At 35.2% G+C, this 16,741-nt stretch carries 13 protein-coding genes and 1 pseudogene; 3 read left to right on the top strand and 11 right to left on the bottom strand.

Going from position 1 to position 16,741, the window contains the following annotated elements:
* The 9 genes from QZZ51_RS12350 to nagB form a co-directional block, all read right to left on the bottom strand.
* On the bottom strand, window positions 1-660 hold a 660-nt coding region (locus QZZ51_RS12350; protein ID WP_291870097.1), incomplete at its 3' end, for a VC_2705 family sodium/solute symporter.
* Window positions 661-691: 31 nt separating this feature from the next.
* Window positions 692-952, bottom strand: a complete 261-nt coding sequence (locus tag QZZ51_RS12345) for a DUF4212 domain-containing protein (RefSeq protein WP_291870094.1) — start codon at window positions 950-952, stop codon at window positions 692-694.
* A gap of 13 nt (window positions 953-965) precedes the next feature.
* A complete protein-coding gene (locus tag QZZ51_RS12340; RefSeq protein WP_291870092.1) occupies window positions 966-2,186 on the bottom strand; it encodes a hypothetical protein in 1,221 nt (406 codons plus the stop codon).
* 108 nt (window positions 2,187-2,294) lie between these two features.
* The gene (locus QZZ51_RS12335; protein WP_291870088.1) at window positions 2,295-2,714 is read right to left on the bottom strand and encodes a helix-turn-helix domain-containing protein; all 420 of its coding nucleotides are present in this window, start codon (window positions 2,712-2,714) and stop codon (window positions 2,295-2,297) included.
* A gap of 83 nt (window positions 2,715-2,797) precedes the next feature.
* On the bottom strand, window positions 2,798-3,877 hold the full coding sequence (locus tag QZZ51_RS12330; RefSeq protein ID WP_291870084.1) for an anhydro-N-acetylmuramic acid kinase: 1,080 nt from the start codon (window positions 3,875-3,877) through the stop codon (window positions 2,798-2,800).
* 6 nt (window positions 3,878-3,883) lie between these two features.
* Complete coding sequence (locus QZZ51_RS12325) at window positions 3,884-5,473, bottom strand: glycoside hydrolase family 3 N-terminal domain-containing protein (RefSeq protein WP_291870080.1); 1,590 nt, start codon at window positions 5,471-5,473, stop codon at window positions 3,884-3,886.
* Window positions 5,474-5,478: 5 nt separating this feature from the next.
* Window positions 5,479-6,741, bottom strand: a complete 1,263-nt coding sequence (locus tag QZZ51_RS12320) for an MFS transporter (RefSeq protein WP_291870076.1) — start codon at window positions 6,739-6,741, stop codon at window positions 5,479-5,481.
* Window positions 6,734-8,242, bottom strand: coding sequence for a family 10 glycosylhydrolase (locus tag QZZ51_RS12315; protein ID WP_291870074.1), 1,509 nt, complete (start codon window positions 8,240-8,242; stop codon window positions 6,734-6,736). Before QZZ51_RS12315 ends, QZZ51_RS12320 begins: the two co-directional genes overlap by 8 nt.
* A gap of 58 nt (window positions 8,243-8,300) precedes the next feature.
* Window positions 8,301-10,244 (bottom strand): glucosamine-6-phosphate deaminase, encoded by a 1,944-nt coding sequence (gene nagB / locus QZZ51_RS12310; protein ID WP_291870072.1) that lies wholly within the window; start codon window positions 10,242-10,244, stop codon window positions 8,301-8,303.
* 200 nt (window positions 10,245-10,444) lie between these two features.
* Here nagB and QZZ51_RS12305 point away from each other — a divergent pair, with 200 nt between their 5' ends.
* Both QZZ51_RS12305 and murQ read left to right on the top strand, forming a co-directional pair.
* Window positions 10,445-11,194 carry a DeoR/GlpR family DNA-binding transcription regulator gene (locus QZZ51_RS12305; protein WP_291870070.1) on the top strand — a complete coding sequence of 250 codons (750 nt, stop codon included), beginning with the start codon at window positions 10,445-10,447 and terminating at the stop codon, window positions 11,192-11,194.
* Between the two features lie 4 nt (window positions 11,195-11,198).
* Window positions 11,199-12,008: an N-acetylmuramic acid 6-phosphate etherase gene (gene murQ / locus QZZ51_RS12300; protein WP_291870068.1), complete on the top strand. Its 810-nt coding sequence runs from the start codon at window positions 11,199-11,201 to the stop codon at window positions 12,006-12,008.
* Between the two features lie 7 nt (window positions 12,009-12,015).
* Here murQ and QZZ51_RS12295 read toward each other — a convergent pair whose 3' ends face one another.
* The gene (locus QZZ51_RS12295) at window positions 12,016-12,417 is read right to left on the bottom strand and encodes a cytochrome c (RefSeq protein WP_291870066.1); all 402 of its coding nucleotides are present in this window, start codon (window positions 12,415-12,417) and stop codon (window positions 12,016-12,018) included.
* A 16-nt stretch (window positions 12,418-12,433) separates the two neighbouring features.
* On the bottom strand, window positions 12,434-13,561 hold the full coding sequence (locus tag QZZ51_RS12290) for a PQQ-dependent sugar dehydrogenase (RefSeq protein ID WP_291870064.1): 1,128 nt from the start codon (window positions 13,559-13,561) through the stop codon (window positions 12,434-12,436).
* 138 nt (window positions 13,562-13,699) lie between these two features.
* On the opposite strand from QZZ51_RS12290, the pseudogene QZZ51_RS12285 reads away from it, so the two are divergent.
* A pseudogene (locus QZZ51_RS12285) lies at window positions 13,700-16,741 on the top strand (SprB repeat-containing protein); the annotation flags it as partial.

The raw sequence follows: 16,741 nt of genomic DNA, 5'->3' as shown, positions 1-16,741 counted from the left end.
TAAAAAGGCGCCGCCTTCTACTTTTCCACCCATTCCTAATTGAGGAATAGGGTTTCCTGTCATTTGCATGGATATAAAAAAGGCAGGAACCATAAAAGCAAAAATCAATACACAATATTGGGCTACTTGGGTATATGTAATTCCTTTCATACCTCCTAAAAAGGCAAATACTAAAACTACAGCCATACCAATGAAAACTCCTAATGAAATATCTACCTGAAGAAATTGGGAAAATACAATCCCGACACCTCTCATTTGACCAGCAACATAGGTAAAGGAAACTATTAATGCGCAAATAATTGCTACTGTTCTAGCGGTATTAGAATAGTATCTGTCTCCAATAAAATCTGGTACGGTAAATTTTCCGAATTTACGTAAGTAGGGGGCGAGTAACAGTGCGAGAAGGACGTAACCACCGGTCCATCCCATGAGGTATACGGAGCCATCATATCCAGAAAAGGAGATAATCCCTGCCATAGAAATAAAAGATGCGGCACTCATCCAATCTGCTGCTGTTGCCATTCCGTTTGCTAGAGGCGAAACTCCGCCACCGGCAACGTAAAATTCTTTGGTAGAGCCTGCTCTTGCCCATATTGCAATTCCAAAATATAGGGTAAAAGTAACCCCGACTAAAATCCAAGTCCATGTTTGAACACTCATAATATTGTCTTTTTAAATTAGTGATTTTTGATTACTCGTCGTAACCGTATTTTTTGTCTAGTTTGTTCATTAATCGTACGTAAACGAAAATTAGAACTACAAAAACATAAATGGACCCTTGTTGCGCAAACCAAAATCCTAACTTAAATCCTCCTAGTCGGAATTCATTTAGAGCATCTTTGAATAGTATTCCAGCACCAAAGGATACACAGAACCATATGGATAAAAGAATAATTAGATACCTAAGGTTTTCTTTCCAATAGGCGGTTGCTTTTTCTTGTTTTTCACTCATAATTTGTTGGTTTTTATAGGTAAATCATTGCTTGTAAGGTAAGCGCTCCTGTTTTAGAATTTCCAAATTTTTGGTTTTTGTATTCTAAAGTTAATTTTGAATTGTTACCACTTAAATAAGCGTTGGCTCCGATGCCAAGTATATTTCTATTATCATCTACAGCGTCATAACTATTGGTGCCGTAAGATATATAGGGTTGAAAACGTGTCTTTGTTTTGTCACCAGCGAATACATATCCTAAGTGCCCGTATGCCATACTTCCTGTTCCATAGGCACTGAATAAGTAATCTTTACCATAGTCATTTGTTTGGAAAGAAGCGTAGGCTGTTATGGCGCTTCCGTCTCCTCCTAATGGAGCGTCATAAAAAGCATCCACCGCGAAAATCTGTACGTCTTGTTGTAAAATTTCGCCACTGCCATTTGCTATAACAGATCCGCTGGGGTGTAAAAAGAAACCAGCTCCAACATTAAAAATTTTCTTAGCGCCTAAATAACTACCAACCTTAAAAGGTAAAAAGTTTGATTCTTGGTCTAAGAAATTATAATCAAAATATCCGGCATAAGCTTTTCCAGCATCTTTAGAACCTAATATTCTCTTACCGCCGTAAACTGCAGCTCCTCCATTTTCGGGAGTTCTTGCATCTAACCCATTAGTTACAGCATCATTAATAGCTACTCGGTATTGTAATTTTCCGAATTTACCTTTAGCAAATACACCTAAGTGTCTTGCGAATTGATCAGATAAGCCAATAGTTGACCAAGATTGTCTATTGTTGTCAAGGGTTAAGAAGTTTAAAGTAGATTGGTTGTTTAGTCTAGAAATACCATTAAAATAGTGTAAGCCGCCCCCTATAACATGATCTTTACCGAGGCTGTATTGTGCCCAGACATCATGAAAAAATAATTGAGAACCGTCTCCTTTTCCAACAGGACTTAGGGTGTTGCTATTTAGACTGTTAAGCCCAAAATGAGTAAGAATCATGAATTTTTTATTAATCTGAGCGAACATTAATACTCTTGCTCTTCTTAGATTAAAGCTTGTTTTGCTGGTGTTATCTGGCACATCATCATTGTATGTGGCTTGCATTTGTGCCCAGGAGATAACTCTAAGATATTTGGAGCCATCATCGTTTAGTTTAACTTTAAGTCCACCTGTATAGTCAGGTGAACTTTGAGCGTTAGTCCATTGTAAGGAAAGAAATAATCCAAACAGGAGCAGCATCGGTTTTTTCATAAATTTAGGAATTTAGGTTGATTAATACTGGTTTTGTGTGCAGTGCTAAACTCCAAAAAAGATATTGTTAATGAAAAATTAATATACTTAATTGTTAATTTAATATAGTTAATCCTTGAATCTACTCCATTTTATTAGCATAAACTTGTCTCCTAGCTCGGTTACAATGACTCCTGCTCCTGATAGATTAGAAGCGTCATTAAAATAATTGCCAAGTTCGTTTGCGTTTAAAATTTTGTATGTTGGGTGGTAGTTAGAGTTATAGGGGCGTTTTATATTATATTTTTTAACCCAATTCATTATGCTTACGTGGGAGATTCCTAAAATGCGTTCTATTTCCCTGTATGTAAGTCCTTCTAAGTATAGCTGAAGTGCTTTGTTGACGTAATAGTCATCTATTTTTTTTCCAATCTTGTTGACTGTGAAAAAGTAAGAACATTTTTTGCATTTATAGCGCTGTCTATTCTTAATGATTCCACTTTTTATATGGTGGTCAGAACCACAATTTGGACATAGAATTAATTGCATATACTAATTTAGCATAAATATATTAAATTAGCAATTATATTTTTTAGTATTTGCTTGATTATAAGGTGTTTCTGTTTTTTAGTTTATTGCGGATGGAATATAACGCCGCTGCTGGAGTCTTTTTTAGCTCCAGTTACCGAGCTAAGTACATTTATGGTGTTTTCTTTTCTTAGTACACCCATCAGAGCAAAAATGAGTGCTTCTTTAAATTCTATGACTGTTATAGATGGTACTATTACAGTAGCTGTATTTTTTAATTCATTTTTTAAAGTGTCTACCAAAAATGAATTTAAAGCACCACCTCCAGTAACCAAAAGATTTGTATCGTTTGGTTTTGCGTTGTTTTTAACCTGATTTGCTATTTGTTGGCATATATGTACTACTGAAGTATGTAATAGGTTAGGGATACTGTCATTGGTCTTATCCACTAAGGGGATAACTTCTTTTATAAACCATTCATAACCAATAGATTTTGGGTAGGGGAGCTTGTAAAATTCTAATTCATTTAGGCTATTTAATAGAGATGTGTTAATGGATCCCGAACGGGCCAAATCTCCATTTTTGTCATACGATAAGCCTATTTTTTGTGTAATGTAGTTCAATATCATATTTGCTAAACCAATATCGTATGCGATTCTTTGGTTGTTTTTCTGAAAAGAAATGTTACTAATTCCGCCAAGGTTTAAACAAAAGTCGTACTCTTTAAAGAAAAGCATGTCTCCAATAGGAACCAAAGGGGCTCCTTGCCCGCCTAACGCAACATCATTAGTTCTAAAATCGTTAATAACGATATGGTTACTAGCATTCGCTAAATGCTGCCCTGAGCCTATTTGGTAGGTGATTCCTTTTTTCGGTTGATGGTGTGTGGTGTGTCCATGACTAGCAATAAAGTCTACATCCAATTGTTCTTCAGTACTAAATATTTTAGTTTGTTCTCCAAGCCAAGCTCCGTAGCTGTTATTTAGCTCTAATAAATCTAAAGCAGATAAATGAATAGCATTTTTTAAGCTATTTCTCATCTGTGGAGTATAATCTACACTTTTGGTGTTTAGAATTTCATAGATATACGTATTCTCTTTTTGTTGAATTTTACAATACACTAAGTCTAATCCGTCTAAAGAAGTACCAGACATTAATCCTATTACATTATATTTTTTTTCCATGTTGGTTTAATTAATGGTGACAGGTAATTTTCCGTTTGCTTTTAGTTTTCTTAGAAAATGATTTCCGGCAACAATTTTAAATTCTTTAAAATCTTGATAGGTTACTAATACAGATTTTGCTTTTTTATAAGAAAGGTGATTCAAAATAAAAGGGCTCCCAAATACATAGAGAATTACATTTTTGGTTTGTAGTAAATCTTCTATAAAAGACCAGTGTTCTTCTGGAATATCAAATTTACTTTGAGGTTTTACTTTAGGAGCTTCAATAGATAAAAGAATGTTTTTACTGTCTTTAATTTTAGATTGTATTTCTTCAGTGGATTTTTTACTCGTTAGGTAAAAGTTGAATTCTTTTTCTTTTTTGATATGATTAAAAAAAGTATTTTCAGTTTGGTGGGTAATAGCAATACCCACAAAGGATTCACTCATGAAATCTCCAGGGTTGTGTTTCAATTGTGTGATGCTTTTTTGAGCAATTTCAGTATTTACGTCTGTATGATTTTTTGCAGTTTTCTCTTTGTTTTTGGGTTGATTTATTGCTTTTTCTTTTAATCTCCACACTCTTTTAAAACTCTCTTCAATTGCTTTGGGGTCTGCATTCTTTACTATGTTTTCTATCCCTTCAGGAGTGTTTTCTGTAAAACATAATACGTCGTTTCCAGCATCAAAAGCTAGCCATTCTAAATCTCCTTTTTTAGGGTAATCTTTAGAAACAGCATGCATGTTTAAGGCGTCGGATATTACAACACCATTAAAGCCTAAATCGGTTCTCAAAATACCTTTGATGATATCTTTAGATATACTAGAAGAAATTTTACTCCCGTTGGCTAGCGCAGGCACAGATAAATGTCCAATCATCACAGAGTCTAACTTTCTAGAGGCAATTATTTTTCGGAAAGGATACAATTCGTTATCCCATAATTCTTCTTTGCTTTTATTTATTAAGGGTAAATCTAAGTGAGAGTCTGTATCTGTATCTCCATGACCAGGAAAATGCTTTATGCTGGTTAAAATTCCAATTTCTTGGGTTCCATCTATAAAAGCCAATGCTTTTTCTAAAACATTCTTTTTGTCTTCTCCAAAAGAGCGATAGCCAATTACGGGGTTATTAGGGTTGTTGTTAATATCGACTACAGGGGCTAAATTCCAGTGGATACCGGCAGTCTTGCAATCTAGAGCTATGCTTTCCCCGACCTCTTTAATTAACGCCACATCATTTTTTAAAGCTCCTAAGCAAATAGAGTAAGGGTATTGTGGTGTTTTCTCAATGCGCATGGCTAGTCCCCATTCTGCATCAATACTGATTAAGAGAGGATGGTTAGCTGCTTTTTGGTATCTTTTTATTAGATTTTTAAGGGTATTAAGACTGTCTGTATTAAATACAATTTTTTTCTTTCCTTCAAAATTGGTAGCAGCACTAGCGCGACTATGAAAAAAACATAGGGATCCAATGTTGTGTTCTTTGATAAGATTTTCTAATGCAGCTATTTCTTCTTCAGAATCATTAATAAAAGCGGCTGGCATAAAGAGTTGGCCTACTTTTTCTTTAGCAGTTAGCCTTTCTGTGGCAACGGAATAAGATATGATTTTCGTCATCGTTACTATTTGTTTTTTTTACCGTATTCTGGTGGGTATTTAATATATTTTAATAAAATTAAAGCAGGAAGAGCAGCAATAACTACCCAGATGAAAAAGCCGCCATAACCAAGCCATTCTTGCATAAAGCCACTAATCATTCCAGGGAGCATCATTCCTAAAGCCATAAAACCTGTCGCAATGGCATAATGCGAAGTTTTAGATTTCCCTTCTGCAATATATATGAGGTACATAAGGAAAGCTGTGAAACCAAATCCATAACCAAATTTCTCGAATATTACAGTTGCTGTTACAGCTATAATATTGGTTGTTTTTGTTAGGGCTAGAATTGCATATAAAATGTTTGGGATGTTTAAAGATAAGACCATGGGTAGCATCCATTTTTTTAATCCGTCTCTAGAAATTAAAATACCACCAAGAATACCACCTATAGAAAGCATAATAACTCCTACGGCGCCAAATAAAGTGCCGAGCTTTTCCGTAGAAAAACCTAATCCTCCTTTAGAAATATCATCTAACATAAACGGAGCTGCCATTTTCACTAATTGCGATTCTCCTAAACGATACGTAAGAATAAAAGCTAATGCAATACCAATATTTGGTTTGTTAAAGAAAGAACCTAGAATATCTCCAAAGCTTTGGGGTTTTTCTATATCATTATTTTCTTCGTTTTCATATTTAGGAGCAGTAAAATAATTAGCTACGGTTAATGCAAGCATAAGGCCTGCTGCAGCAATCATAGTAATGCTCCAAGCTTTAGTGTTGTCCCCGTATTTGTTCTCTAAAAAACCAGCTAAAATTACAATTAAACCTTCGCCAGTAACCATTGCTAGTCTATAAAAAGTACTTCGCATGCCGACAAAGAAAGATTGTTTTTTCTCTGTTAACCCAAGCATATAATACCCATCTGATGCTATATCATTTGTGGCAGAAGCAAATGCAGCCATCCAAAAACAAGCTAAAGTGGTTATGAAAAATATATTGGTTGGTAGCGCAAGGCCAACTCCTAAGAGCGCTAAAGCAATTAGAAATTGCATGCCTAAAAACCATTTACGCTTAGTGCTCTTTAAATCTACAAAAGGACTCCAAAAAGGCTTTAATACCCAGGGAAGGTATAGCCAACTTGTATAAAGGCCTATGTCTGCATTACTAACGCCTAGCTTTTTGTACATAATAACCGATACCGTTACAACCATTACATAGGGTAGTCCTTGCGTAAAATATAAAACGGGAACCCATGCCCAAGCACCTTTGTCTTTTTTAATCATTCTTTATATTTAATAGTATTGGTTTGCTCTCTTGACCGTAATAATTTATAAAAGTTACAGCAATATGTTTTTTATCTTTTAGCTCATTTTTAGATACGGAAAATGTAGAGAAGTTATCGATATGTTTTTTACTTAGTAATTTCGTTATTGGGTAATCGGATTTTATTTTTTTTCCGCTGCTATAAAACAAGGCATAACGAATTTCTTTGGAGTCATTAACAGTAAATTGAATGTTGTCTTTATTTTTTTGAAAATTTTTAATTTCAACTTGTTTAACCGGTTTTTTGGTTGTTGGAGCAATAGGAGTAAGCGCTGGTTTCTTGTAATATTTCTTTTGGATGTATTCTACCACATCCAGATTTTTTTGCATTAAAGATTTGGCGCTAAAAAAGGCATTCCCACTCATTTGTCCTGTGTTTCTTGCGAGTTTTAATTGGTTTGGGAGTTCTTTTTTCTCTTGCCAAGCATTATCACTATTGTTGCGGATTTTATAAGCGCCATTACCAATATATAAATTACTATTACTTTTGTTTTGTGCCCACCAGCTAACAATTTTACGGTGTGATGCTACAGGTAAATCCATACTCCAATATACTTGAGGGATTATATAATCGACCCATCCTTCTTTCATCCATAATAAAGGGTCTGCATATAAATCTTCATAAGTAGTTTGCCCTGCTTTAGTGTCCGAGCCTTTTGGGTCTGTATTTTTGTTTTTCCACACTCCAAATGGACTTATACCAAACTGTACCCATGGTTTTTCTTTTTTAATGGCATGGTGAACATTTTTTACTAAGGAATCTATATTGCTTCTACGCCAATCGGCAATAGTTTGCTTGGGCTGTTTGTAAAAGTCATAGCAGGAGGAGTCTTTAAATACTTCATCTTTAATTTTATAAGGATAAAAATAATCATCAAAATGAATAGCATCTATATCATAACCAGAAACTACTTCTGTCATAATAGACACTAATCTTTGCTGTACTTCGGGCAAACCCGGATTGTAATAGTATTTTTTACCGTATTTAAGCATCCATTCCGGATGTAAATTAAAATCATGTGTAGGGCTTAAAATTTCTATTTTTAAATCAAAAGTAGCTCTATATGGGTTTAGCCATGCATGGAACTCCATTCCTCTAGAGTGTGCTTCGCTAATCATCCATTCTAAGAGTTTAGAATTTTCTTTTGGAGCAACTCCTTCTTTGCCAGTTAAAAAGCGAGACCATGGAGCATAGTCCGATTTGTAAAAAGAATCTCCGGCAGTTCTAATTTGAACAATGACAGTATTAAAATTAAGATTTTGATAAAAATCTAGTATTTCTAGGTAATCCTTTTTTTGTTTCTCTATAGCATCTAATCCATTTTTAGGCCAATCGATATTTACCACAGTTGCAATCCAAACCCCTCTGAATTCTGTTTTTGGGTGTTTGTTATAGGACTGTAGAGAACTACAAGAAATAAGTGTAAGTATAGAAAAGAGAGTTAAAAGGTATTTTGTCATAGGGAAAGTAAAAGGTCTATTTTATACTAAAATAGACCTTTTTTAAATTAAAATGGATTTAATTAAAGTGGTATCTAACAAAGCCTTCCATAGCTTCATATTCGGCCATGCCTAAAGCATTGTATTTTTTTGCAGTAGCCATATTTCTTTGTTCTGCTCGTTGCCAAAATTCGCGATCGTCATTTCCAGGGAACATAGCAGCATCTTTTTGAGATTGATGTTTAAAAATCGCAATTTTCTTACGTTGCATATCTTTAGGTCCAATAGGAACAGTCATTTCCATATCTGCTATATCCCATTCTTGCCATGCTCCTCTATAAAGCCAAACATAGCAATCTTTTAGCCAGTCTGCTTTGTCTGCGACAAGCCGTGCAATGGCATCAAAAATAACTTGTAAACAAACGCGATGTGTACCATGTGGGTCCGATAAATCCCCAGCTGCAAATATTTGATTAGGTTTAACCTTGTTTAATAAATCATAGGTTAATTGAATGTCTTCTTCGGAATGTGGTTTTTTCTTGACTGTTCCTGTTTCGTAGAATGGTAAGTTTTGAAAATGAGCATTTGCTTCTTCAACACCACAATATCTACATGCGGAAAGAGCTTCTCCTTTTCTTATGAGGCCTTTTATTTTTTGAATATCAGGGCTGTCTACTTGCCCTGGTTTTTTGTTTTTCAGAAAAGCTCTTACGCTTTTAAATTTTTCGTGTAATGCAGTATTTTCTTCTTCCATATCGGTGGCAAAATCGAGAAACCGAATTACCTCATCATCAAAAACTGCAATATTACCAGAGGTTTGGTAGGCTACGTGAACTTGATGTCCTTGGTCTACTAGGCGTAATAGTGTCCCACCCATAGAGATAACATCATCATCTGGATGCGGACTAAAAATAAGGGAGGTTTTTGGGTAAGGAAAATTTCTTTCTGGTCTACTGCTGTCATCGGCATTTGGTTTTCCTCCTGGCCAACCAGTAATAGTACGTTGTAAATGATTAAACACTTGTAGGTTTATTTGTTCAGCAGAACCAACTTCAGCAATTAAGCTACCCATGCCATGCTCATTGTAGTCCTCATTAGTAAGTTTAAGAATAGCCTTGTTTAACTTCTCTGAAAGCCATATTGTAGCTTTTAGAATAAGGTCTTCTGTCCAATGACAATCATTTACTAGCCACGGTGTTTTGATTCTTGTTAAAGAGGATGCAGCAGCAATATCTACAATAAATTCGCAATTTTCATGATGCTGTAAAAATGTAGCAGGAACAGATTCTCTAATAGAACCTTCTGCAGCTTCGCGAATTATTCCAGATTTACCTTCTCCCCATGCCATTAAAATAATTTTTCTAGCGGCCATTATAGTTCCGACTCCCATTGTAATGGCTTTTGCAGGAACATTTTCTAGTCCAAAAAAGTCGCTAGCAGCATCCAGACAAGTAACACGATCTAGTCTTACCATACGCGTTTTGCTTTTTAGAGAAGAGCCAGGTTCGTTAAATCCAATATGACCTGTTCTACCAATACCAAGTATTTGTATATCTATTCCGCCGGATTGTATTATTTTTTTCTCATACGCTTGGCAAAATTCTCTTACATCCTCTTTTTCAAGGTTTCCATCTGGAATGTGAACGTTATTAGGTTTTATGTCTATATGGTCAAAAAGATGTTCTTTCATGAACCTAACATAACTATGTATAGAGTTGGGTTGCATTGGGAAATATTCATCCAAATTAAAGGTGATAACATTCTTAAAGCTTAGCCCTTCCTCTTTATGGAATTGAACAAGATAATCGTACACTTTCGTAGGAGTAGATCCTGTTGCTAATCCAAGAACAGCATTTTTTCCCGATTTTTGCCTTTGCTTTATTAAGTTTTTTATTTCTATTGCTACAGCAAGAGAAGCTGCATCTGAGTCGTTATGAATTAGAGTTGTTATTTTTTCAAATTTTCTAGATTCTTCGTCTTTCGGAATTGTTTGTACTTGTGGTTTGGTAGTAACTAAAGCCATTTGTTTGAAGTTTTTTTCTGTTTTGCAAAACAAATCTAATCAAAATTTAATTTAAATGCTGTTTTCTGCTGTTAATGTTGCAATAATTTGCGGTACTTTTGTTTTGTGTTCATTTCTGTTTTTATAAACAGCATAAACAGGCGCTGATTTTTATTTATTACCTTTGCGTTATTAATTTGGACGAATAATTAGAAGTAATTATGTTAAAAGAAGAAAGGCATATTGCAATACTAAATGAAGTAGCGTTGCATAATAGAGTGCTATTACTAGATTTAGCAGAAAAATTGGATGTTTCTATAGATACAGTACGAAGAGATGTAAAGGAGTTAGATGCCGATAATAAATTAAAAAAAGTTCACGGAGGAGCTATTTCACTTGGCTTTACAAATAAAAGCTTGCCTAATAAGAATATATATTCACTTTCCGAAAAAATTATAATAGCGCAAAAGGCTATCTCCTTATTAAAAGATGGTGCTGTTATTTTTATAGACGGAGGAACTACTTGTATGGAGCTTGCCAGATTGATACCCGAGCATTTAAAACTTACTTGTTTTACATTAAGTTTAACTGTGGCAATGGAATTATTAGATAAGGAGAATGTAATTGTTATTTTTGTAGGAGGACAAATTTCTAAAGAAGCTCAATTGGCTATAGGCGCAAATGCAATACATAATTTATCAGAAATAAAAGTGGACTATGGTTTTATTGGAACTGGTTACGTAGATGCTTTGCATGGTTTAACAGAGTTCGATTGGGATATTGTACAAATGAAGAAAGCAGTTATTAAAGCATCAAAGAAAACAGTATTATTATCTATTTCAGAAAAATTAAATTCGCAACACAGATATAAGAGTTGTGATGTAAATGCTATTAATACTATGATAACGGAATTACATCCAGAAAATAATTTATTAAACCTTTTTAGAAACAACGATATACGTCTTTTATAAAATTATGAGTTATAAAAAAATTACAGAATCACCATCCAATTACAATAATTTAGAATTGATGGATACAGCTACGATTCTTGCAGCAATAAATAGCGAGGATAAAAAAGTAGCAGATGCCGTAGAGAGAGTAATACCCCAAATTACTAAATTAGTAGATGGATTAGAAGAAAGATTTAATAAAGGAGGTAGATTGTTTTATATAGGGGCAGGTACCAGTGGGCGTTTAGGGATTTTAGATGCATCTGAAATTCCGCCAACTTTTGGAATGCCGCATGAAAGAGTTGTTGGTCTAATTGCAGGAGGTGATATAGCCATACGTAAGGCGGTGGAAAATGCGGAAGATGATGAGACCCAAGCATGGAAAGATTTAGAAGAACATAATATAAACACTACGGATGTAGTGGTAGGTATAGCAGCCTCAGGAACAACACCTTACGTTTTGGGTGGAATAAAAGTAGCTAAAGAAAAAGGTTTGCTTACTGCAGGAATAACGAACAACCCAGATTCGCCATTAGCAACGATGGCTCATATTCCCATAGGAATAGATGTGGGGCCAGAGTTTGTAACGGGTAGTACAAGGATGAAAAGTGGAACTTCTCAGAAACTGGCTTTAAATATGATTTCTACTGCATTGATGATACGAATAGGTCGTGTTAAAGGGAGTAAAATGGTGAATATGCAATTAACCAATGACAAATTGGTAGATAGAGGTACGCGCTATATTATGGAAGGCCTACATATTTCTTATGAAAAAGCAGAAGAATTACTTAAAGAATTTGGTTCTGTTAAACTAGCAATAGATTCACAAAAATAAACCTGTATTATTCTATAGCGGAGGATACTTCTTCAGGAGTAACCATTTTGTTGCTAGTATTCTCCCAAGAATTTAGGATGTAATTCATAACATCTGCAATTTCTTCATCTTCTAAACCAAGTGCAGGCATCATATTGTTGTAAGTTTGGCCATTAACGGTAATTTCTTCCTGTTGTCCATATTTTATAACTTTAATACTTACTGTTCTATTATTTAGTAAATAGTCAGACTTTGCTAAAGGAGGGAAAGTAGAAGGAATACCTTCTCCCTTTTCTAGATGGCAAGTAATACAGAAATCAGCGTAAATTTCTTGTCCACGTTGTATGCTTTCTTCTAATGAGGTTTCTTGTTTTAAGAAAGAAAAACTAATACTTATAAAAAGAATATATAGAGTAGCTAAAATTTTCATGGGTAATCTAATGATATTAATTTTTAGTATTAGGAATTAGTTTGTAAATGCCTTTTCCTTCTACAGCAACGTAAATGAAACCATCAGGGCCTTGCTTTACCGCTCTAACTCTTCCTAGGTCTGCCAAAATTTTTTCTCTGTACACAACCTTGTTATCTTTTAAAACAAGCCGTTCTAGATATTGAAATTTTAAAGACCCAACTAAAATATTTCCTTTCCATTCTGGGTATTTATCAGAGGTGACAAATGCCATACCGCTAGGGGCAATAGAAGGGATCCAGTAATGTAGAGGTTCTTCCATTCCTTTCATCTTTGTTTTATCTGTTATTAGGGTGCCGCTATAATTAACGCCATATGTTATAAGGGGCCAACCGTAATTAGCTCCTTTTTTAATAATATTTATTTCGTCTCCACCTTTTGGCCCATGTTCGTGGCTCCAAATTTCTCCCGTAATTGTATGTAAGATTAACCCTTGCGGGTTTCTATGCCCGTAGCTATAAATTGCTGTTTTAGCACTGTCTATACCTACAAATGGATTGTCTAACGGAATACGACCATCATCATGCAATCTATATATTTTTCCGCCGTCTCTTTTTATGTCTTGGGGGTTTACATCACGAGCGCCTCTTTCTCCAATAGAAAAATATAAATAGTTATCCTTATCAAATACTATTCTAGATCCAAAATGTTGGCCTTTTGTGGTGTTTGGATATGCTTTATAAAGTACCTCTTTTTGTACTAAAGAGGTATCTTTTAACTGGGCTCTTAGTATGGCTGTATGCCCTCCTTTATTTTTTCCTTTGGAAGAAGAAAAAGATAAATAAATCCATCCATTTTCTTTAAAATTGGGATGTAATTCTATATCTAATAATCCACCTTGACCTCTGACGTAAACATCTGGGAGATTACCTATTTTTTGTTTTTTATTGTCTTTAAAGAGGATTAATTCTCCTTTTTTTTCTGTAATCAACATGCTGCCATCTGGTAGGAATGTAAAACCCCACGGAATCTGTAGCTCATCGACAAACAACATAGGAGAATATATGTTTGTGCTAGGGGTGTTTATCTTGTTTTCAGTTGCTTGAGAAAAAGACAGATGGTGTATTACAACGAATAAATAGAAGTATAGGGCACTTTTTTTCATAAATATACGTTAGAAATATATTAGAAATGTAAGGTAAATTTTGTTTAAAAAAAACTAAGAAAATATAAGTTTAAAGAATTACACTAAAAATGTTAGGAATTTCCCAAATCTATAGCATTTTAAAATACGACTTAACCTATGTCCCCTAAAAAAACCAAGTATATTTTATATGCTTTATTTTTAGTATTTGTCACTGTCGTGTCTACCACGGCTATTGCGAATACTAAGGTTTTTAAAATGATTCACGAAGCAATCATTTTAAAAGCGAGCGTTACTGAAAACACCAAAGAGGTGTTAAAAGAAAGTTCGCTTCAATCGGTTGTTTATAAAAATACATTCCTAAACAACCGAGATGCTTCCCCGAGTCTAGTTCCAATGTTTGCTACTATTGTGCAAGGTGCAGATGAAGAAGTTGGGTGTAGTAGTAATGGATTAACTGTTGCTCGTTTTAATTTATGTGGAGATTTTGATGATAGAATGCTTAGTCTGTCTGGAGGGCCTTATGCTTCGGTACAATGGCAGGTTTTGGGAGGAACTTGTACACCTGATATTAATGAAGATTGCCCTGATACAGTTATCTCTTGTTATACAACAATCTCTACAGACCCATCATATACTTTAGATGCAAGTGCTATTTCTGCAACAACAGGAGCGGAGTATAGAGTAGTTGCAGATGGCCAGCAATTTTTTATAAAAGTAAAGAAGAGTAGTATTACCCAGACTTATGTTAAACAAGATTATATATGTGGGGTAGATGGGCGAATACAAATTACCAACCTTTCCAGCGCTTACGAGTTTAGTATAGATAGTGGTACTGGTTTTGGACCTTGGCAAGGGGCAATTTTTAATAATTTAACGCCAGGTACTTATATTGTAAAAGCGCGTTTACAGAATACGCCTAATACCTGTGAATATCCGTATGAGCCTATTATTATTGAACAATTAGATTTAGATATAGAAGCTACTTTTGTCGATGCACAATGTAGTGGGGAAACAGGTAGTATTACAGTAACCGCCAATAATGTTCCAGGGCCTTATAAATATACTTTATTGAATGAATTTGGAGTTGCTCAAGAATTTACCGCCTTTATATCGGATAATCCATATACCTTCTCAGCAGTTGGTTTTGGAACGTATACAGTTCAGGTAGAAACGCAACAATGTACAGGGGATCCTTTAAATGGTATAGATCCACCAAGACAAAGTTTAGATACATCCGGTAATCCTATTGTAATAGGTAATGGATTATTAGCTTTAGATGCGTCTACAGAGGTGCACAGTAGCTTTGGTTGTTCTACTATTTCTAATGTAGATATAACCGTAAATACTTCTGGCGGTGCTCCGCCATATACTTTTATAGTGAATGGAGTAGGGCCTTCTAGTCCTTCTTATACAGGAACAACAACATATACTGTTGCTGCCGCTGGATCTTATGATTTTTTGATTACGGATGGTAACGGATGTACTATAACAGCATCATCAAATGTAGAATCCTTACTTCCTCCAAATATAGCAGCTATAGGCATAGATGGAACGTGTTCTAATGGAGGAGCAAAAATTGATTTTAATGTAATAGATGCTAGAGGATATAATTTATCGTATCGTATAAATTCAGGTGACCCTTGGGAAACAAATCCTCAGATATCTGTGCCAGCCGGCACGTATAATACAATAGAAGTTCGTTACCAACAAGGAGGGTTTGAATGTACTATGATTCTTCCTGCTGTTACTGTAACCAATGTAGGAGCCATATTTGGTAGTGCTGTTAAAATAAGCGATAGAACTTGTGATGGTAGTGGAGGAGCAAATGGAGGACAAATAGATTTTCAGGGGCCTTTCTCTGGAGGTTCGGGTAGTGGTTATGTGTTTAGTATAGATGGATTGAATTTTTCAGGAACCACTTCATACTCTAATTTAGGAGTTGGTACGTATACACCAATAATAGAAGACGGTGGAGGTTGTAGATTAGAATTGACGCCAATAACCATATTAGATGTTGATCCACCAACAGATATAACTTTTACGCAAAGCAATATTAATTGTACAACTAGTACAACGGATGTTCAATTAGCCACTGTAAGTAATGCTGCAATTGTAAATTATTCTATAATTAGTCCGATTGCCTTAGATAATGGAGGGAGCGATACCTTCGTTGGTTTGAGCACCTCTACTTCTTATATCTTTCAGATTACGGACGCTAATAATTGTACTTATACCGAAGGTTTTAGTCCAGCTTTGTTAAGCTCTATTAGAGCTAGAGTAAAATCGGGAGGAGATTTACGCGTGTGTAATGGAGCAACGGATGGTACAGGAACTTTCTTAATAGATGGTTTTGGTAGTAATTATACGTATGATATTAATGGTGGGTTATTTAGTGGAGGCCCACAGAATAATGGAGAAGTAGTATTACCATTATCTGGACTTGGGACTTACACTATAACTGTGACCGATGCAGATACAGGATGTACAGATATGGCATCTTTCGATATTTTAGAGGCAGCTCCGTTATCTTTAACTGGTGCTGTTGTTGATATGAGTTGTGCTAATGGAAATATAGGAAGAGTTACGGCAACAGCAACGGGAGGTTGGGGAGCTTTTAGGTATACTTTAACCCCTCCAAGTGGAGCTGTACAAGGACCAAAATCTGGAAGAACATTTAATAATTTATCGGTAGGAGGAGCTTATGTATTATCTGTAGAGGATGCAGAAGGATGTACAGCTACCTATAATTTTAGTTTAACGCCATTAAGTGCGCCAAATATTAATTTAGACACTGCGGTATCCGATTTTTGTTATGTAGCAGGGCCAGGGGCAACGGCTGTAGTCAATTCAATCGCAGGGTCTGCTGTCATTGGAACGCATCAATATAGAATTAATGGAGGAACACTCCAAGCTTCATCTACTTTTACAGGTTTAACACCTGGGAATTATTCTATAGAGGTTGTAGATGGTAATAATTGTACGGATACTGTCAATATCACAATAGCTCCACAATTAAGAGTAAGTACTAGTATAGAAACAGAAATACCATGTGGAGGAGCGCCAGGACAAATAAGAGTGGTAGTTAATGGAGGGTATACAACTGGTGCTGGAGCTAAACAGTATGAAGTTAGCTCGGATAACGGTGTAACTTTTGGAGCAGGAATTCCGCTTACATCTAATAACTTTCTTTTTGATACA

The organism is Maribacter sp., assembly GCF_016744255.1.
In the GTDB taxonomy this organism is placed as follows: domain Bacteria; phylum Bacteroidota; class Bacteroidia; order Flavobacteriales; family Flavobacteriaceae; genus Maribacter_B.
The sequence above is the reverse complement of the archived record's forward strand: the minus strand, read 5'-3'. Positions and strand labels throughout refer to the sequence as shown.